At 50.2% G+C, this 20,061-nt stretch carries 16 protein-coding genes and 1 other annotated feature; of the genes, 4 read left to right on the top strand and 12 right to left on the bottom strand.

What is annotated here, in order from left to right:
• Positions 1-21: 21 nt before the first annotated feature.
• From ACFQZT_RS10440 to ACFQZT_RS10400, 9 genes are all read right to left on the bottom strand, one after another.
• On the bottom strand, positions 22-804 hold the full coding sequence (locus tag ACFQZT_RS10440) for an SDR family NAD(P)-dependent oxidoreductase (protein WP_379299353.1): 783 nt from the start codon (positions 802-804) through the stop codon (positions 22-24).
• Complete coding sequence (ebgA, locus tag ACFQZT_RS10435; RefSeq protein WP_379299351.1) at positions 801-3,941, bottom strand: beta-galactosidase subunit alpha; 3,141 nt, start codon at positions 3,939-3,941, stop codon at positions 801-803. The genes ACFQZT_RS10440 and ebgA overlap by 4 nt, the downstream gene beginning before the upstream one ends.
• A 146-nt stretch (positions 3,942-4,087) precedes the next feature.
• Positions 4,088-5,284: a response regulator transcription factor gene (locus ACFQZT_RS10430; RefSeq protein ID WP_379299349.1), complete on the bottom strand. Its 1,197-nt coding sequence runs from the start codon at positions 5,282-5,284 to the stop codon at positions 4,088-4,090.
• A 44-nt stretch (positions 5,285-5,328) separates the two neighbouring features.
• Positions 5,329-6,165, bottom strand: coding sequence for a carbohydrate ABC transporter permease (locus ACFQZT_RS10425; protein WP_379299347.1), 837 nt, complete (start codon positions 6,163-6,165; stop codon positions 5,329-5,331).
• Between the two features lie 9 nt (positions 6,166-6,174).
• The gene (locus ACFQZT_RS10420; protein ID WP_379299345.1) at positions 6,175-7,062 is read right to left on the bottom strand and encodes a carbohydrate ABC transporter permease; all 888 of its coding nucleotides are present in this window, start codon (positions 7,060-7,062) and stop codon (positions 6,175-6,177) included.
• 191 nt (positions 7,063-7,253) lie between these two features.
• Positions 7,254-8,576, bottom strand: coding sequence for an ABC transporter substrate-binding protein (locus ACFQZT_RS10415; RefSeq protein ID WP_379299343.1), 1,323 nt, complete (start codon positions 8,574-8,576; stop codon positions 7,254-7,256).
• Positions 8,577-8,743: 167 nt separating this feature from the next.
• Positions 8,744-10,468: a sensor histidine kinase gene (locus ACFQZT_RS10410; RefSeq protein ID WP_379299341.1), complete on the bottom strand. Its 1,725-nt coding sequence runs from the start codon at positions 10,466-10,468 to the stop codon at positions 8,744-8,746.
• Between the two features lie 751 nt (positions 10,469-11,219).
• Complete coding sequence (locus tag ACFQZT_RS10405) at positions 11,220-12,170, bottom strand: matrixin family metalloprotease (protein ID WP_379299339.1); 951 nt, start codon at positions 12,168-12,170, stop codon at positions 11,220-11,222.
• Positions 12,171-12,208: 38 nt separating this feature from the next.
• Positions 12,209-12,697: a hypothetical protein gene (locus ACFQZT_RS10400; protein ID WP_379299337.1), complete on the bottom strand. Its 489-nt coding sequence runs from the start codon at positions 12,695-12,697 to the stop codon at positions 12,209-12,211.
• 117 nt (positions 12,698-12,814) lie between these two features.
• Here ACFQZT_RS10400 and ACFQZT_RS10395 point away from each other — a divergent pair, with 117 nt between their 5' ends.
• Entirely contained in the window at positions 12,815-13,372 is a 558-nt protein-coding gene (locus ACFQZT_RS10395) for a stalk domain-containing protein (RefSeq protein WP_379299335.1), read from the top strand.
• Between the two features lie 555 nt (positions 13,373-13,927).
• Positions 13,928-14,156, top strand: a binding site (T-box leader).
• A gap of 148 nt (positions 14,157-14,304) precedes the next feature.
• Positions 14,305-15,033, top strand: coding sequence for a class I SAM-dependent methyltransferase (locus tag ACFQZT_RS10390; RefSeq protein ID WP_379299619.1), 729 nt, complete (start codon positions 14,305-14,307; stop codon positions 15,031-15,033).
• Between the two features lie 77 nt (positions 15,034-15,110).
• Here ACFQZT_RS10390 and ACFQZT_RS10385 read toward each other — a convergent pair whose 3' ends face one another.
• From ACFQZT_RS10385 to ACFQZT_RS10375, 3 genes are read right to left on the bottom strand one after another with little or no spacing between them, the layout of a single operon-like run.
• Positions 15,111-15,389 carry a chorismate mutase gene (locus tag ACFQZT_RS10385; protein WP_379299333.1) on the bottom strand — a complete coding sequence of 93 codons (279 nt, stop codon included), beginning with the start codon at positions 15,387-15,389 and terminating at the stop codon, positions 15,111-15,113.
• Between the two features lie 26 nt (positions 15,390-15,415).
• The gene (locus ACFQZT_RS10380; protein WP_379299617.1) at positions 15,416-16,147 is read right to left on the bottom strand and encodes a metallophosphoesterase family protein; all 732 of its coding nucleotides are present in this window, start codon (positions 16,145-16,147) and stop codon (positions 15,416-15,418) included.
• Between the two features lie 48 nt (positions 16,148-16,195).
• Entirely contained in the window at positions 16,196-17,479 is a 1,284-nt protein-coding gene (locus ACFQZT_RS10375; RefSeq protein WP_379299331.1) for a hypothetical protein, read from the bottom strand.
• 27 nt (positions 17,480-17,506) lie between these two features.
• Between ACFQZT_RS10375 and ACFQZT_RS10370 the strand changes: the two genes are divergently transcribed.
• Positions 17,507-17,992, top strand: coding sequence for a hypothetical protein (locus ACFQZT_RS10370; protein ID WP_379299329.1), 486 nt, complete (start codon positions 17,507-17,509; stop codon positions 17,990-17,992).
• A gap of 667 nt (positions 17,993-18,659) precedes the next feature.
• The gene (gene hmpA, locus ACFQZT_RS10365; protein WP_379299327.1) at positions 18,660-19,874 is read left to right on the top strand and encodes an NO-inducible flavohemoprotein; all 1,215 of its coding nucleotides are present in this window, start codon (positions 18,660-18,662) and stop codon (positions 19,872-19,874) included.
• Positions 19,875-20,061: the final 187 nt, after the last annotated feature.

Genomic DNA, 20,061 nt, shown 5'->3' with positions numbered 1-20,061 from the left:
CACCTCCGATTAAAATGTGTATTAAGCTAATCCGCCGCCATCCACGACCAATACGCTTCCCGTCACCCACGCGGACAAGTCGCTGGCCAGGAACAGCACAGCACCTGCGATATCGCGCGGTGTTCCGAGACGCTCCAGCGGGCGACCCGATGCTGATGAAACGAGGAACGAGCCTTCCTCTTGACCGAGCTGTTTCGCTTCTTCCCGCAGCAGCGGAGTGTCCGTGTCGCCCGGGCAGACGCAGTTCACGCGGATGTTGTCCGGACCGTGATCGATTGCCATCGCCTTCGTCAAATTGACGACGCCCGCTTTGGCCGCGCAGTAAGCGGCTGCCTTGTCGCCGCCTTTAAGCCCCCAGCCGGAACCGGTGTTGACGATGCTTCCGCCGCCGCCTTGCGCCATAAACGGAATGATATATTTTGAGAGCAGGTACGCTCCCTTTAACGAGACATCGACAACAAGATCCCAGTCCTTTTCCTCCAGCTCAACGACCGTTTTCCTGCGGATGACCCCCGCGTTATTGAACAAAATATCGATGCGGCCATGGTCACGCATAATAGCTTCAGCGACACGCTTGCAATCTTCTCCCGACGTCACATTGCACTTGTAAAATGACGCCTTCCCGCCGTTTGTCACGATGGTTGAAGCTGCGGTTTGCCCTTGGGTCTCATTAATGTCCAGCAGCATGACATTCGCGCCGAACTCAGCGAGCATAGTGGCTGTCGCCAGACCGATACCCGAAGCGCCTCCCGTTACAGCCGCTACTTTTCCTGCCAAATTGAGTGCATCCCATGTTTGGTTCATTGTGTCGTCGCTCCTTTTTTCGCTAGTGCTGTTGGTGAAATCAGTTCTTTATGATAAGGCGTCAGGGCGAAGCTGAATTGGAACGGTTCAGCTTTTAACTCATACGGCGGAAGCTGAGCCGGACCGCAGCTGTTGCTGCCTAAGCCATTTTGTCTGTAATCCAGATGCAGTGTGATCGTCTCTCCTGGCACCAGCTCCGTATGGTGCTTGGCGCGTTCAAGCTCCTCCGGCGTAAACCGTAATGCCGAAAACTCAAGCTGCGGCTGACCGACCGCGAGCAGCCCGATGCCGCGAACGTTCGTAAGTGACACCCAATCGACATCCGTCCGGTTGCCGTTGTCTTGCGGATAGATGTATGGCGTGTACAGCTCATCGACGGAAGCTTGGTATAGTCCGATCAGATTCGCCCGCTTACTGTCGCTGTAGCATTCGCCGGGTCCTCTACCATACCAGTTCACGCGGTCCTGACTGCCCGGCAGCTCCATGCGGAGGCCGATTCTCGGCAGCATGCGCGGCAGTTTGCCCGGACCGACCGGCTCGCCTTTAACGTCGATGCGGACCTCTCCATCACTGGAAACCGTGTAAACATACGTGCAGCGGAAACCGTAATCATGAACAGGCGGAGCGATCCTTACAGTCGTACGGACGGTGACGGATGATGAATCGGCTTGCTCCCATTCCACTCGTTCCACCCGATGCTGCATCCGGTCGAGATGAGCTTTACGCCACTCCTCGACGATGTACATATCGTTGTCGATCGGCGCCCTCCAGAAGCTTAGCTTCGGACCTTTACCTGCCACGATCACATCCGTTCCTTCGTAGCGCCAGGTCTGGATTGTCCCCTGCAGCAAGTTGAAATTGAGCTCAAACTGCGGCCCGACAATGCTTAACCGTTGTCCATCCGCTGTGCATGTCAACGGCTCTAGGCTCGCCGCCTCACTCTGACCTTTCAAGTGCGCCCGGGGCTGCACGGCCGGCAATTGATATTGCGCCGTCGCCACTTCATGCCCTTTTTTCGCCCAGATTACGTCCTTGTTCAGGCAAAAGCTAAGCGTCAGCTGGCAGTCCCCAAACGCTGCGCCATACTGCGCCCCGTTCGCAAGCGGCAGCTTAATCTCCGCTTTACCCTGCGCCGGAATGTGCGGCAATGGCTGTGAACCGCTGTCCAGCAGCTTGCCGTCCCCGTATACGGACCAGAATAATTCAAACTCATTAAGTGAAATAAAATCGTATAAGTTCGTTATTTCAAGTAAACCTTGGCTCAGATCAACATCTGTCACCTGGACAGGTTCTATCACTTTTTTGTACTCGAGTAATCCTGGTGAAGGAGTCCTGTCAGGGAAAATTAGACCATCCAGACAGAAATTCGAGTTGTTCGGCACGTCGCCGAAATCTCCGCCGTACGCATAAAACGTCTTGCCGTTTTCGCTAACCTGCTTCAATCCGTGATCGATCCATTCCCAGACGAAGCCGCCTTGCAATCGTTTATACTTGCGGAATGTCTGTTGATACTCCGTTAAGCCACCCGGACCGTTGCCCATCGCATGCGCATATTCGCAAATGACGTGCGGCAGCTTGTAACCCTCTTCCTCGGCAATGGCGGTCAGCTTCTCGACCGAAGAATACATCGTGCTGCTGATATCGACTGCTTTCAATTCCCTGTCTTCTTCATAGTGAATGAGCCGCGTCGGATCGTTCGCCCTGCACCAATCGGCCATTGCCATGAAATTGCAGCCGAAGCCGGACTCGTTGCCGAGCGACCAGAAGAGGATGCAGGCATGATTTTTGTCCCGCTCCACCATCCGCTCCACACGGTCTACATACGCTTCCTTCCACGCCGGATCGTCGCTGATGCGGCTAATGTTGCCGAGCGGTTCAAAACCGTGCGTCTCAAGATCCGTCTCATCCATCACGTACAAGCCGTACACATCGCACAAATCGTAAAATCTCGGATCGTTCGGATAATGCGCCGTCCGCACTGCGTTGATATTATGCCGCTTCATCAGGAGCACATCCTGCAGCATCGTCTCGTAAGGCGTAATGCGCCCAAGCTCCGGGTGATGGTCGTGCCGATTTACCCCGTTCAGCATGATTGCCACGCCATTCACATAAAAGTTGCCGTCCCTCAGCTCGATCTGGCGGAACCCGATGCGCTGCGGAATGATCTCAACTTCGCGCCCGTCGGCATCGGTAAGCGTGAGCAGCAACCCGTACAGCTGAGGGTCTTCCGCGGACCAAAGTTTTGGCGCAGCCACGTCCAGGCAAAGCTCCACAACTTGCTCGGTTCCCCGGGATACCGTCACATGGCTTTCCTGAACAGCACCGATCTCGGCCACACCGTTTGCATCGAGTAATTGCGCTTTCACCTTGTAGCTGCTAGCCTCTCCGTCAAGCAAATTAGCGATGCAAGCTTTGACCGTTAACTTTCCTTGCGTATAAGCTTCGGACAAATCCGTCCGCACCGCATAATCTCGAATCTGCACGAGCGGTCTGGCAAACAAGCTCACATCGCGAAAAATGCCGCTCAGCCACCACATATCCTGATCTTCCATGTAGCTGCCGTCCGACCATTGAACGACGCGCACGGCGAGGACATTCGAACCGGTTCGCACAAATGGCGTGATGTCGAATTCGGACGGCAGCCGGCTGCCTTGACTGTAGCCGACCTCCTGCCCGTTCACCCAAAGATGAAATGCGCTATCCACGCCCTCGAAACGGAGCACGATTTGCCTGCCGTCCCAAAGCTGTGGAATATGAAAAGTTTTCCGATAGCAGCCCGTCGGATTGTCCGAAGGGACATGCGGCGGATCGACCGGGAACGGATATAACAAATCCGTATAGTGCGGTTTGCCGTAGCCTTGCAGCTGCCACATGCCCGGCACCTCTATTTTGTCCCAGCCCTCATCCTCGTAATGTTCCGTATAAAAGCCATCCGGCGCGCTCGCCGGGCTTTGCGCGTAAGCAAATTTCCAAGTCCCGTTCAACAAACGGTACCATGGTGAATGGCCTCTCTCATAAGTGAGAGCGCTTTCTCTATTCGCATAAGAATGAAAGTAGCTGCGCGCCTTCATCCTGTTTCGCTGCAGCACTTGCAAGTTCTCCCAATCGTTCGTTTCCGCCCGAAATCCGGTTGTCAACGTCCTCGCCCCCTGTCATGATGGTGATCTATCTATGATTTCGCTTTGAATTGCTGTTAGTATAAAGGGATTTGGTGTGCAAAAGAACGGAATTCTAACGCCATTTATGTGTCAAATTGTCGTTCGGTTAGACCGGTTCCGGTCCTTCAGGTGCCCTTTTGTCCGGTCGAATTCGTCCTTTTGTCCGCACGATATTGGCTTGGCGTCAGGCCTGTGCATCGCTTAAACCATTTGCTGAAATAATTCGCATCGATCATCCCCAGAAGATCGGAAATTTCGTTCACCGTAAGCCCGGTGTTCAGCAGCAGCTCATCGGCCTTCCGCAGCTTGTATTTAGCTTGAAAATCGATAAAATTCTCCCCGACGGACTTCTTAAACAACGTACTGAAATGACTCCGGCTCAGCCCGACCCGGTCCGCCAGCTCAGCAACCGACCACGAATCGGATTCTCCGGAGGTAATCAACTGCACGGCTTTGGCAATCGGCTCCGGCCATCTCCCTGAAGCAAGATCGTACAACGAGGCAGACTGCAGATCCGAATAAGATTTCCTTACTGCGTCCATCCACCCTTGCGGATCGGTAACAGGACCTGAACGCGTCCAGTTAAGCGATCCGATTCGGCTTTTCGCCTCCTGCCATGTCAGTTCGAGCGCATCGCTTCGTGCGTCATCACAAAGGAATAGCCGTTTCTCCGCTCCACACGGGATACAGATGCAGCCTTGCTCAAATACTTGCTCCCATTCCGAGTCCTGCAACCGTTCCAACTCGCCGGCAACCCCGTAAACCAAGCAGCCTGTTTTCATCCAACCCCACTCGCCGTCCAGCCACTTCCTGAGCTGCTTCCCCATCTCTTCGGCGGAATAAAAGCCACTAAGCCATGCGCCAATATAGGCGATCTGATCTTTCGCATCCACGACCGCATCATCGGCGGCTTCGCCCTGAGTCGACTGCCGTTTATGAATTTGCTCCTGGAACTGCCGCAAATACGTTTCCATTTCTTCTTCGTCCATGTCCGTCTTCAGCACATAACCCGAGGCTCCCAGCTTGATGCCCTGCTTGGCGTAAGCGAAGTCCTCATGACAACTGAGCAGCAGGACATGCGTCTGGGGCGCGGCCTCCTTCACCTTTTGCGCCAATTCCAGCCCCGTCAGCTTCGGCATCACGATATCCGTAATGACGACATCCGGCTGATGCGCCACGAACGCTTCCCAGCCTTTCAGGCCATTGGCCGCATCGGCCACGACTTCCATATCGTAACGTTCCCAAGGGATCGTCGCGCGAAGCCCTTTTCGAACGATAAGTTCATCGTCTACAATAAGCACCTTGATCGTTTGGTTTGCCACTAGTGTCGCCTCCTATGAAATCCAGACGGATTGCTAACACTATTTTATCCTTTCACAGAGCCGTCCATAAGACCCATGATCAGCTGCTTTTGAAATATGAAAATAATCGCCAGCATCGGCATAATGCTAATGACCGAGCCCGACATAATGAGATGATAAGGCGTACGGACGCCAGCCTCCAAAGCGCGGATCGCAACGGCAATCGTCAAATGCTCCGGCGAACGCAGCAATACGGTAGGCCACAGAAAGTTGTTCCACTCTTCCACGAAAAAAATAATGCCCAGCGAAGCAAAGGCAGGCAGCAGGATCGGCACAATCAGCCGGAAATACATCCGCACCTCGGAACAGCCGTCGATTCTTCCCGCTTCCAGCAGTTCATTTTCAATCGATGCACAGTACTGCCGCATGTAAAAAATTCCAAAAGCGCTTGTCAATCTCGGCAAAATGACGCCCCACAAGTTGTCGATCATTCCCAGTTTGCGGTAAATCATGAACAGCGGAATCATGGACGATTCCATCGGCACCATGAGAGATGCGAGCACCAGGCCGAACAACAGACTTTTGCCGCGAAATTGATATTTGGCAAAAGCAAATCCCGCCAGCGAGCAAAACAAAAGCGCACCAGCCGTCCCCGTCGTCGCCGTAAACAAGCTGTTCAGGATGACGTTCCCAAAATGACGCTCCGCAAAAAGTTGGGTGTAATTCTCCCAATGCAGGACGTCTGGAATCCATACCGGCGGGGTCAAAAAAATATCATTTCTCGCCTTGAGCGACGAGCTGATCATCCACGCGAACGGAAACAGGAACAAAGCCGCCAGCGCCAGAAATAACACAAACAGGAGACTCGAGAGTGCCTTTTCTTTGTTATTCAAACCATGCACCCTCCTCTCTTAATCGTTGTCGCGAAACAGCCGAAGCTGAACCACGGATAAGACCATCATCAAAATAAAGAAAAACATCGCCAGCGTCGAGGCATAACCGAAATTCAAGTTTTGGAAGCTTTCCTTGTAAATGAGCACCACGGGCGTCGTTGTCGCCTTGGCCGGTCCTCCATTCGTCAAGATGAACGGCTCAGTAAACAATGAGAATGTCCCGAGCGTCGACAAAACGGTACAAAAGGCAAGCAGCCTCTTCATCATTGGCACCGTAATGTAGAAGAACGATTGCAGTGCATTCGCGCCGTCCACCCTCGCCGCCTCGTAGAGCGATTTCGGGATATTTTGCAAGCCGCCGAGCAGTAGAATCATGTTGTACCCGGTCCAGCGGAAAATGACGAGCAAGGCAACCGATATCCGCGCCCACCAGGGCGTCTCCAGAAACGGAATCGGCGAATGGATCAGCCCTCCAGCAAGCAGCAACTGGTTGAGAACGCCTTTGCTCGTGTTAAAAATCAGCAGAAACACGAACGATACGGCGACGACCGACGTAATATTCGGAATGAAAAAGACCGTGCGGAAAAAGCCTTTCGCTTTCATCAATCCACTGCTGAGGCACACGGCAAAGATGAGCGCAAGCAGCAGCATAACAGGCACATAAAGGACGAAAATGACGGCGCTGTTAAACACGGAATTCCAGAAATCGCCGCTTTGCAGCACGTGGGCGTAATTCCTCCACCCGACGAACGTCTTCTCCGCTTGCCCTTGCCAATTCGTAAAACTCAAATAAATCGAGTAAACGAACGGCATCAGCGTAAACAGCAAAAAGCTGACTGCGAACGGAGCGACGAACGCATAAGGCGCTGTTTTGAGCTGCCATTTCCAATAGGCGTTTTGCTGCATTTTTCCTCCTCCTTATCATTTGGGGCCCCCGCAAAGTAACCGGAATATACTTCAGAGCTTGGCGTCACTTTGTGGGGCATTCTTTTTTTGGGCGCAGCAAATAGCCCCCGTCTCCCTTAGTTGTTTGTCTGGGATGTAGTATGTCTGGGAGAGAGGGCTGTTGCTGCTGAGTGATCCGCGTTAACGTAGAGTTACTTGCGGCCTGTTTTTTGCCGGAGTTGATCGGCTGTTTTCTTAAAGACGCTCTCTACGGACTTATTGTCCAAGAAGATTTCGGCAAATGCATTAATGACCATTTCATTGGCAAGCGGGTAATCCTTGGTATACACGATCGGTGCCACCTTCTTCACCGCATCCACATAGAGCTGGCGGACCGGCTGATTGTTAAAGTACGGCACTTTTTCCTGGAAAACAGGGTCGCTGTACGTCGTTTCAAGCGAAGGGAACAGCCCGCCGTCCTTCATCATTTTCAGCTGGGAGTCCTTGTTGCCGAGCATGAATTCGATGAACTTCCACGCTTCTTCCGGGTGCTTGGAATTCTTGTTAATCGCCAAGTTCGAGCCGCCATCGATAGCGCTTGCGTACTTGTCGTCCTTCGACCATTTCGGCATCGGGGCGACAGACCAGTTGCCTTTGCCGTCCGGATCGATTTGTGTCGGAAGCAGTGCATCATACCAGGAAGCGCCGACAACAGTGGCGAATTTGTTTTCTTTAAAAGAGTTGTACCAGGCGTCGCTCCACGGCTTAGCTTCAAAAACATACCCTTGGTTCACCATGTCGACGAAGTACTGGCCCATCTTGATGACTTCGGGATTGTCGAGCTGTACCGAGCCGTCTTGTCCGAAATACCAGAGCCCGTGCTGCCACAGCATTTGCCCGAAGAACGTTGCATCTGTTTTCGTCCGGGAATCGGCCATCATGGCATAGCCCGTTTTCTCCTTCAGCTGCTTTGCAAACCGCATGTAGTCGTCCCAGGTCTGCAGCTGAGCCGCGACTTCCGCAGGTTCGGAAGGCAATCCCGCCTTTTTGAACATATCGTTGCGGTAGAACATCACGACCGGACCGCTGTCCCATGGCATCGCGTACGTTTTACCGTCTTGCGTCGCGTCCGCCCATTTATAGGCGTTCATTTTGTCCTTATACGGCGCTACTTTGCTGCTGATATCAAGCAGGCCGCCGGTTTGCACCATTTGCGACAGGCGCAGCGTTTCCAGATTAACGACGTCCGGAACAGCGTCACCGGAGCTCGCGGCGATCAGGAAATTCTGATAAACGTCCGACTGCGCCAGCACGTGCAGGTCGACGTCGATATTCGGGTACTTCTCCTTGAACGCCGGCATATTCAAATCAAGCACATTCTTGGCGTCTTCCCAGATCCAGACAACAAGTTTCGTCTTCTCACCCGAATCGCCGGCGGCTTTCGGCTCCGGGCTGCTGCTGCAACCCGCCAGCACGGATGTTAGTCCTACTGTCATAGCGAGTGCCGCTAGCTTGTAACGGAGTTTTCTTTTCACTGTACATTCCCCCTGTTCTAGTTCCTTGCCTGTGTTCTCATTATAAGAGGATTGTAAGCGTTTCAAAATGGCGTTTTGTTCGCATTATCGTGTCAACTTATACGGACTTTTCGCAGCTATGTGCCATTTTGTTCGAACTGTCTGGTCTTTTGTTTGAAAGCGGTTTACTAAACCGTCGGGACTGCCTCCGTGATCGGCCAACGAATCGTAATCGTCGTCCCTTCGCCTTCTTTCGATTCGATCTTCATTCCGTACCGCTCGCCAAAATGCAGCTTGAACTTCTGATCCACGTTAAAACAGCCAAGTCCGCCCCGACTGGGCCGCGGCGCCTGTTCGTCAAGCAGCGTAGGAAGCCGCTCCGCCGGTATGCCTTCGCCATTGTCGGCAAGGACGATAACCAGATCGCTTTTCTCCTTGGCAACCGTAAGCTTGATCGTCCCTTCCCCATCCTCAAAGCCGTGGAAAAAGCAGTTCTCAAGCAGCGGCTGCAGCGTCATGCGCGGAATCAAATAGTGGCTCAAATCTTCCTCGAGCGACAATTGAAAATCAAATGCACCGCCGTAGCGCACCTCTTGTATTTTCAAATAATGTTCGACGGTACGCAGTTCCTTATGCAGGGGGACCAGCTCCTGCGTCGTGATGAGACTGCCTTCCAGCACCTTCGTCAGATGATAAATCGTCTGCCTGATCTCATCGTCCCCTTTGAGCTTGGCCTGCCATTGGATCGAGTTCAATGTGTTGAACAGCAGGTGCGGATTAATTTGATAGTGAAAAGCGCGCAGCTCGGCCTCTTTCTTCAGCTGCTCTTTCTTCGTGACCTCCTGGATGAGCGTCTGAATTTGCTCGACCATGCTGTTGAAACTGCTGCCCAACCGTCCGAGCTCATCCTCGGATTCGAGATCAATCCGCGAATGCAGCTTGCCGATGCCGACGAGTTCCATTTTATTTTTGAGCCGTTTGATCCGCTTCGTAATTTGCGAGGAAAACAGATAAGAGACCATGAGCGCAAGCAGCAGCGTACCCGCTATAACCCCAGCCGTCAACGGCTGAATGACGTTCACCGAGCGGTACACCTGCCCATAAGGCGTTCGGATCTCCACCGTCCATTTATTTGACTCCAGCGTTTTCATCCAGACCAGATCGTCGGCTTTGGCCGCTGCTGCCTGCGGGGTTTCATAAATGGATCGGCCGGACGCATCGCGGATTGAAATAAACGAATGCAGCTCCCCTTCCAGCATCCGGAACGAATCCAGCACCTTCGTCGCATCAACCTCGATGAAAATAAACCCGTTCGTGAACGACCCGAACTGGCTGCTAAGCGGGAACACGAAGCCCATCACCTGCTGCGGCAAATTCAAATTGCGGGCGATATAATAATCCGGGGCATGAAAGCCTGTCCAATATTCGCCATGCAGCCCGCTGGGGATGGATCGCCACCAGTCCGACTGGCGAAGCCGGTCGACATTGATCTGGGGGGAGCCGTAATAATAGCCCGACTGCGTGATCAGATAGATCCCCGTCGATTCCATCGTTTTATGTGCGTCGAGAAACCGCTCGAAATTTTTTTGATCTAGAAAATTCGAATAGCTGCCAGGCTCCTCTTCGTGGAGCGTATTGTTGAGCGGATCGAGCAAATAAGAATAAATATAGCGCGAGGTCATCTGCATTTGGCTGGAATAAGCGTCAAGCTGCGTTTGCAGTTGATTGATGGCGGATTGCCCGTATTGGCCGATTTGCGCATGCACGATCTGCGACGATTTGGCGTAGGACAAATAACCGAGAATGTTCAGCGGAATAATCGCGACAATCAGGAAAAATAAGAAAAGCTTCGCGCGGAGGTGTCGTTTGGGATAGTTCAACAAGGATTGCATGCGGCGGATCGCTGGATTCATTGAAAGCTCTCTCCTCATCGTGAATTCACTCGAATCATCTGGATACAGTTTAACATTTCTTATGCGATCAACAATGGCTTTGGGAATAAAACGTAACTAAACCCTTTCGTAAGCGTCATATTTTTATAAACACTAATCGATAGGAGGAAGAGGATGAAGAACTACTTGCGGGTCATCAGAAGGAAACCTGTCCCAACTTGATCCATTAAAGCCCGTCGCACGCCAACTTCAACACCTGGATATTTCACATAATCCACTTTCAGAAATCAACAGCATCGGGTTATTCAATGCCTTAACAGAGAGACAGGCATTTCCGATCCCTCTCCTTTGATAAAACTAGCTCAACTTGAATATTTGGATGCCAAAAATAAGGATGTTACTTTTGGTCGATAAATTCAATTTTACAATAACGAACGCCCCTGCCGAGCATTTGATTACGCTAACCCTTAACAAATCTACCTTAAACATTCTAAGGCCTCATAAAATTCTAAATTCAACCCATTTGGGACAGAGTGGGAATTAACCTATTACCTTTCCGAAAGTGTCTTGACACAACTAAAAGAGCCTATAAATTCACCAAGACCAAGCGACGGTTTATAACGCATACCCTGATAACATTGCTATCTTAGAAATCTTTTCAAACCGTACTTGAAAACAAAAAAGAGAAACCGACGCTTTGAGAAAGCATGGGTTTCCCTACTATCTGAGAATCCGAAAAGTACTTTTCGTCCAAATATTGAATTATGAATGCCTAGAATGAAAAGTCGATTTGGTTGGATACACCATATCTTGCATACATCGTGTAATAAGGTTTGATTTTTACTCTATAATTGCCAGAACTGTAGTTTGCTTTAGAGAATGAATTTTCTAAGATTGTTTTATCGCTGTAATTGTAGAAAGTTGCAGTTGTTATTCCCTTAATTAACCCAACATCTTTAGAAACATTTCTAGAGAATAGTAAAGACTCTGAACCACCAGATACTTTGTAATAGTCGACCTGATAGTATCTTTCGCCTAAAGAATTATCTTTCCACTGGACATTAAGCGTGTTGCTGCTCCAACTCGTTGTGATATTGGTTGCCCCGCCAGTTAAACCACCATACGTTTTTTCTACATCACTTTTATCAATAGATGTTGGAAGCACCCGGTTACAAGAATCCATGACGGTCGAGAAGGATGCGCATGCTGGCGCACCTGGTGTGTCACCGTAAGCTTCAGCCAAACCAATAGCATGTCCAAGTTCATGAGCAATCATAAAAGTCAGATCACTTCCGCTATTTTCGGAGGGTACGATTATCTCAGCGTGCAACGCGTAATTCGCGTTATGATTGCTGGGACCTGAGATCATCGCCGTTAACTTGTAACAGCCGGATCCCCCACCGCAACCACCAGCTACACTTTTGACATTGATATCCCCTTGACCGTCGCTTGCACTAGTAAATTTAAGCGGGATTATGGACCAACTTCCTATTGCGGCACTTACGTTGGAGGATATTGCAGTCGGAGTGCCTACCGATACCGTATTTCCAACTTCATGAAAGTAATTGAGATAATTGAACGGTCCTGTAGAATTACCGACAATTCCTCCTTGCAAATCAGGGTTCATGGTTGTCCAACGGTAGTGGTGAGCGGATGCAGGTGAATATACCGAAATAAAAATACTTAAAATAACCAAGAACGAAAATAGTTGTTTTTTTACCATGTAGCTCTCTCCTCAATTTTAAAGTTTGTTATTGCTGTTTATTCCACGATAATCCCCTTTAAAAAGTCAAAAGGTTCTGAATCTACAACGCTTTTATTGTTAGAAAGGTGTGACTCATAATTTCTCATAAGCACTTTACCTGAATTGGGGTTAACTACGATGTCCGAGCTGCCACGTTTTATGACTAGTCCTGGTAGGTCTTTCTGATTAAAATCTTGCGAATCATACGAAACTAGCAAGCCGTCAAGGAAGGCATCCTCAGGTAGCTGAACATCTTTTCCATTTAGTTTGATTTTTGAGCCTTTTGTTTTTTCAGGGGTCAAATAGGTAATTTTGTTGTTTTTCTCAGCCCATGCAAGCAGCTCTTTTTTATACTTATCTTTTTCTTTCTCACTCGCCGTTACTGGTGGCGGAGTGGGTTCATCGCTATCGTTTTCCTGTAAAAAAGCGGATGCAACCGAAGTGGCGGTAATAGCTATACCGCATACAAGACCTAGGATAGTTCCCTTACGAAACTTAGTAATCATAATCAAAAACTTCCATTTTGTTGTAATAGATTCCATATTATGGTATAATCAATATAGAGTATTGTCAATATTTTTTCCAATTTTAATAATTTATTACAAATAAAAGGAGGCAAGCATATGAAAAAAATGCTAATCGGTTTTATCTGCGGGACACTATTCTTCGGATCGATTCAAGCCTATGCATCTGGAGGAAAGATGATAGAGGTATACTATACAATAAAAGGCATTTTCAATAATAATCAAAAGGTCGTTTTTCCTGAGGATGCTTCCCCGTTTATTTATAATGGAACTACGTATGTTCCGCTGAGGACTGTAGCCGAAATGATGGGAAAAGAGGTCAAGTGGGATCCTGAGCATCAATATGTCATATTGAACAAACATGTAGAGGACGCTTGCGTTCCTGAGGAAGGTTCAGATCTTAAGAAAATAAGAAACATCTGTATCACAGATAAAAACGTCAAGCTGCCCGATAACACCTACGTGGACGGCACTCTTGTAAGTTTGCAGGGTAAGGAGGCCTACTTACCAGCCTTAGTAATCAAAAAAGATAAATCACACATGGTCATTAGCCCCAAAAGTGGTGTTGTCATCGATCAATTCATCGACCCCAACGATCCAAATGCTTTTGACTTTTTAAAACCCTATATCACTGGATACGACTTAGTTGACCGATAATCAAAATAAAACAATAAACTGGTGCTTACAAATGCTGTAAGGCCAGTTTGTGTTTTTTCACAATTCAATTTTGTGTATCAAATGTTATTGAGTGTAGCAGGCGCCGCGGCTACCTGCCTCCTGATCGTTGAAGTAACGTACGCCAAGGCAGTTTAACTGAAACTATCGGGACAGGGATCGTAAACAATAAGATTATTTTATTAAAGGAGCTGGAGAGGCTTGTACGAATACAATTATGTTGAAACGACATTAGGTGGACTTTTCTGTGACACATCGAGAAATGATTGATGAACATGCAAAAGTCGAATGGAGATTAGTACAGGTGTTGAACAAAAGAAAATAGATCTTGTAGAAATTGAAAAAGATTAAAGAAATTTGAAAAGGTTAGGGATAAAAAAGTGTTGGAGTAACACTGCACATAGGATCCCAGTCTCGTAATAAAATCAGAGACAACAAAGACCCGGGTCTCGCCGCCCCTGCACATCGGTTTTGCAACATGCAATTGACAGGAATTATTTAGAAGTTGTATACTACATATAATTTACAAACACATAGCTAAACGCGATGATCGGGACTAGTAAGGAGTAACTATGATCCAGAGAACTGTCGGCCGGTGCGAGACAGTGAAGAGTCTCCTGAACTCACCCATGAGCGGTAAGATCGAATCAATGTAGATCTTAACGGGTCGCCTCCGTCATCAGGTTCTAAGGTATTTGCCGCTGCGCTATTGAACGGCGAATCAAGAAGAGTGGTACCGCGAAGGTCACAACCTATCGCCTCTTTTGGAGGCGGTAGGTTTTTTTATTTTCAACGACCAAATTGAGCTAAGGCAGGTGTAAGCAGATGGAAAATGTGATTGCGTATTATTCCAGTTTTGACGAATGGGGAAGGTTGGATCGCGAACCGCTAGAGTTTACCGTGAATTGGCATTTATGAAGCAGTATTTGCCTGCAACCGGTCATGTATTGGATAATGGCGCCGGTCCTGGAAAATATGCCATGGAGCTAGCCAAACAGGGCTACAAGGTAACCCTTTCCGATCTTACTCCTAAATTAGTAGATATCGCGAAGGCTAAAGCCGAGGAGCTGTCGTTAGCGGAGCATTTTGATGGTTTTCATGTAAGGCACGCGGCTCATTTAGACAGAATTCCGGATGAAAAATATGACGCTTCCCTTATGATGGGTCCTTTGTATCATCTGCAACAAGAAGAGGAACGTATTGCGGCCGTAAAGGAATTGTTCCGGGTAACGAAGCAAGACGGCATCGTTTTTGTCGCTTTTCAAACGCGCATTCGCATGCTGTTGACCTCTTTGCAGTTTCCGCAAGCATGGAAGCCGAATGATACGATAGACGCCATCCAGCGGTTTAACGAAACAGGCGTCTTTAATCATAAGGATGCGGGACGGTTCACCGGCGCTTATTACTTCCATGTCGATCAAATCCAACCGTTCATGGAGCAGCACGGCTTTGAAACAATTGAGCTTATTGGCTCCTCTAATTTGGGCGCCGTTCTCACAAGTGATCAAAAACAATACTGGGCGGAACAAGGCGACGAAGCGTACGCGAAGCTGACTCAATTATTGATCGCGACGGCTTCAGATCCTTCTGTTCTGGGTGTTTCTTCTCATTTGTTATATATAGGTAAAAGGAAATCATTGTAATTTCAATCCTCTAGCTAAAAATCAGAGCGGGCCAAGACGGCAGAAATCATTCTGCTGCTTGACCCGCTCTTAAACAATTACGCCTTCTGGCGATGTTGAAGGTTCGTGGATTCATCAAAAATTTGTTTAAAAATGTTTTTGATCATTTCATCATCGAAAGGACCCTTGTTGTGACGGCATAGAAGCTCGAATATTTCCCTCTCTCTGCCTGGGTCATACACGTCCTGAATACCGGCGCTTCTTTTATAGGCACCAATGGATTCAACAATTCGGGCTCGTTCATTCAACAAATCCAGCAGTTTCAAATTAATTTCATCAATCTGGGCTCGAAGCCCTTTCAATTCGGTGTGATTCATGCAGTTGTCTCTCCTCGTCCCCGGTTTCATTTCTTTTTCCCTCGATATTGTCCCGTACGCAGTTCTAACAAATAAGGCTCCAGATCCGGCATTTCCTCGTCAATGGCCTGCTGTACGGCAAGTTCAATGTCGTAAGGCACGCGTACCAGCTGAATATTCAGCGCCGCGGCTAGCCTGCTTCCCTCATTCCCCTCCAGAATTGCATAGGAAGCCTGCGTCATATCGAGCGGGTTGCCTACACTACCTGTGTTGAATAAGGTGCGCCCATTCAAGTTTTGAAGATAGGCATTATGGACATCGCCATAGCCCGCCACCTCCGCCTGCAACGGCTCCATGCACAATGGCGAAGACTCGAACATGGATAAGCGGCGCTCCACAGGATCCCATGGCTGAATACGTTCGTAAACACTTCTAGGTGAAGCATGAAATAGCCTTATATATTTTCCGCTCATCCAAAATTCATAGGAAAAGGGCAATTTCTGCAGGTATGCTATTCTCTCGGCTCCCAATCTGACTTGATGCCATCTTAAAGTGGGATCCTCCGTCGGCTTGGCGATGAAATCGTCCCAGTTGCCTTGGATAACGGCATCGCAAACTTCACGCACGCGATCTACCGCCAGATCGGAATGGGGACCTTTACCCACCAGATCGCCAAGACATAGAATGCGAGAAATATGACGGTGCCGAATATCCGCCAGAACAGCATCCAGAGCAGGCATATTCCCATGAATATCTGAAATAATGGCGATTTTCTCCATTGTATCACCTGCCCTATAAGAATCTTCGAGCATAGCTCAAAGTCTCTCCTAATGATAAGAATCGTGGATCATAGCTACAGTTGTTTGGCTTGCTCGACCTACCAGAAATGGATACATCAAATAAAGCCCCGCTGCATAAAGACTTACAGCGATATAAACAGGAAGCAAATGTACGAAGTCGGTATAACCGATATGAAAATGAACGAGCAGCCCAGCCGCGAACCCTGGCAGACCGCCCCACAAAAAGGTCCACCATACCCAGCTTTCCCCCTGGTTGACACCCCATAGCGCTGATGCCGTGATCGCCACAGCTAATGAAAATAAAGCACCGCCGAAGCCAGCGCGGTCATGTGCGATCAGCGGAATCAGCCGCTCATTCCAAGCCTGAAGCTGTTCGGCCGTTAAACCGATGTAAGCTAAATCGGTCGGGACGAACACCGACGTGATGCCGATGAAAGAGATCGTCAGCCCCCCGATCGCTAAAGCAAAACCAAGCGCGACAAAGCAGCACTGCCCCCACTGCGCTCTGCGCCAAACGGGATCGTTGAACAACCCGGGCGGCTTACGTGAGGGCCGATCCTTGAGACCGCGCAGCGTTAGCAGCAGCATCGGGAGTAAAATAGCGGCAGCTAAGGCGTGAAGCGGATCGAAATAACCATAACCGAGATAGAGGAAAAAGCTGCTGAAGCCTACCGCGCATGAGGTAAGCAGCGCCGTTCGCGCCCAATGCAGTCCGACCCTTAAGCCATGACGGGCAAGCTGATTGTAAAAGATGCCGATGGCGATCATCGTCCCTGCCAGGGTGATCCGGTCATGGGACATGAAATGCAGGAGATGCGGGTTGAATTGCCCGATGACGTTGCGGCTGACGCCTAGAAACGTCTCATCATATGGCAGGAGCACACTCGTTGCCGCAATCAGCCAGGCGAGCACGCCGCCGATCATCATGCCGATGCCCAGCAGGCTCATCCAGCCCCAATTCGCCCAGAACGACGGCGTCTCGGGTACTTCCGTATTCCGAATGCGCTCATAAAGAATCGCTTCGTTCACCCGCTTGGGCAGCCCCGGCCCCGCATAGACCAGCCCGCTATGCAGCTGTAAGCTGGTCGCGCCTGCTGCCAGCAGCTCCAGCGCATCCTGCGGCTGGTGCACGCCGCCGGCCGCGACAATCGCGCTCCGCTCGCCCAGCGCCTCGCGGAGCAGACTCACCCAGCTCAGCGCAGCGCTGAGCGACTCCGCACCGCCGACGCGGATGCTGTGGCCGTCGCCCTCGCGCTCCGCGTCGCCGACAACGACACCGCCCCAGCTGCGCAGCTCGGCGGTTTCAACCAACTGCCGCAGCATCCCTTGTGGATAACTTTGCGGCAGGTAGAGCAGCAGCGGCTTCCCCGAGGCCGCTGTCAGGGCGAGCCGGCGTACCTCCGCGAGGTACGCTACGGCATCATTCGATGGCCAGCCTTCGTCGAGGCCATCGATGTAGTACCCCGCCGCGTACGGCGCGAGCTTCAGCAGCATCTCCTGCTGCTGAAGCAGCGCCTCGCGCGGCGTGCTCCCGGGCATCGGCCGCAGCCGCACGAAGTGCGGCAGGCGATGCCCGGTGCCTTTGCTCAGGCGCCGGACGATCGCGTCGACGCCGTCATTCGCATAGCCATCGGGGTACACGATGGCTTCCTGCTTTTCATCCCTGCGGATCTGCGTACTTGGGCTCTTCTCGCTGAAGCCCCCTGTCCCTTGATTCAGGACTTCGTCCGGGCCGCAAACTTCCCGTACCGTGACAGGGCCGATTTCGATGAAGCCAAAACCGAACTGAGCCAATGCCTTATGAGCCGTACCGTGCGGATCTAAACCGCCGCCAAGCCCAACCGGGCATTGGATAGACACACCTGCCAACTCGCCGGCGAGGATCGGTGACAGCTCCATGTGCCCCATTGTTTTAATGACAAAGGTACCTCCCGGAACGCGACTCAACCCGCCCATAGCATGAAGTGTGAAATCTCGCGCAGCTTTGGCCGGTAGGCGGAATAACAAAGGTCGAAATACAGAGTGATAAGACCAGTCAGGCATATGTAAATGCGCTCCTGTTCATAACCGTATTGGATTGGAAAAGTTTCTCTATAGTATACCAAAATTAGCGCTTCTTTTGCCGATTCCTTTGCGATCCATTTTAGGGTTCGGCGTTGCCGCGTGGTTGTTGGATTATATACAGCAGTCGCATGAAATTCACGGTTATTTATCAATTTGACTGGAAAACATCCAATGCTTTGAGTGAAAGCACCTTTAAAAGCCGATTACCTCCAACAATCTATTGGAGAAAATCCAACGGTTTCGTCTGTGAAGGTGGTTTTTATGAAGTTCTATTGGAGGAAATCCAATATGCGACCCTTTGGGCCCATCCCATCTTGTATCGGACGGACACAGATCGTTGCCTTTTGGTGTGATTGAAATCACACGGCCCCATTCCCGCTTTGTTTATACTGGGGGCATGAATCCAACACACGAGAGGGGAAACTTTATGTTAAACGATAAAACAATCTCGATAATCAAATCAACCGTTCCTGTTCTGGAAGTGCATGGAACTGCGATCACGAAACGTTTTTATGAACTGTTGTTCACCGGACATCCCGAGCTGCTAAATATATTCAATCACGCCAACCAAAAACAAGGCAAGCAGCAGACCGCACTAGCTAACGCCGTGTACGCGGCAGCTCAGCATATCGATCGGTTAGAGGCTATTCTGCCAGTTGTGAAACAGATTGCCCATAAACACCGGAGCCTTGGCGTAAAGGCCGAACACTACCCGATAGTCGGGCAAACGCTGCTCGCCGCTATCAAAGACGTACTCGGCGAAGCGGCGACGGATGACATTTTACAAGCATGGGCGGAAGCTTACGGCGTTATCGCGGACGCTTTTATAAGCGTGGAAGCGGACATGTATGTGCAAGCAGAGGAACAGTATGGCGGCTGGGCGGAATTCAAGCCTTTTCGAGTGGTGCGGAAAGTCCAAGAGAGCGATGTAATTACTTCTTTCTATCTTACGCCTCAAGATGGAACGGCTGTCGCCGCGTTTGAACCCGGACAGTATGTGAGCGTTAAAGTTAATATCCCTGGAGAATCTAATACGCATATCCGCCAGTATAGTCTCTCCGATGCACCTGGAAAACCGTATTATCGGATCTCCGTTAAACGCGAAGACGCCCTTGAAGCGCGGCCAGCCGGTAAAGTATCCGTATATTTGCACGATCATGTCGAAGAAGGCGGGGAACTTCTGCTCTCCGCACCTGCGGGTTCGTTCACCCTGGATCAAAAAGATGAGCGCCCAGTTGTTTTGATCAGCGGTGGGGTTGGACTAACTCCGATGATTAGTATGTTGAACACACTTGTGGCCAACCATCCGACGCGACAAGTCACGTTTATCCATGCGGCACAGAATGGGCAAATGCATGCCATGCGCGAACATGTAGAAGAGCTCGCCAGTCAGCATTCGCAGCTTTCAGTACATTGGTGCTACGAGAAACCGACGGATCGCGACAAATCGCAATTAACCTACCATAAAGAAGGCTACATCGATTTGGCTTGGCTGCAAAACGTACTGCCGACCCGAGAAGCCGCTTTCTATTTCTGCGGTCCTACCCCTTTCATGAAAGCAATCAATGAAGCGCTTCGGGTTTGGGGCGTTCCGGAGGCCGACAGGCGTTATGAGTTTTTCGGCCCTGCCGGCAGTTTGTAGGGTTAGGCGGCGTTCGCAACGGCAGCATAGTGGATTAAGCACGTTTTTCAGCGTTAACCGACTATTCCAGCGTGAGCTCCTGATTTTAACGCGGTTTTTCAGCGTTAATGTCGGGATGCTTGGGCTAATTGACTGCCTAACATGGAGTTAAGCACGTTTTTAAGCGTTAACCGTCCATTCCAGCGCG

The organism is Paenibacillus sp. GCM10027628, assembly GCF_042676385.1.
Taxonomy (GTDB): Bacteria; Bacillota; Bacilli; order Paenibacillales; family NBRC-103111; genus Paenibacillus_E.
This window is presented reverse-complemented; position numbering and strand designations above follow the sequence as displayed.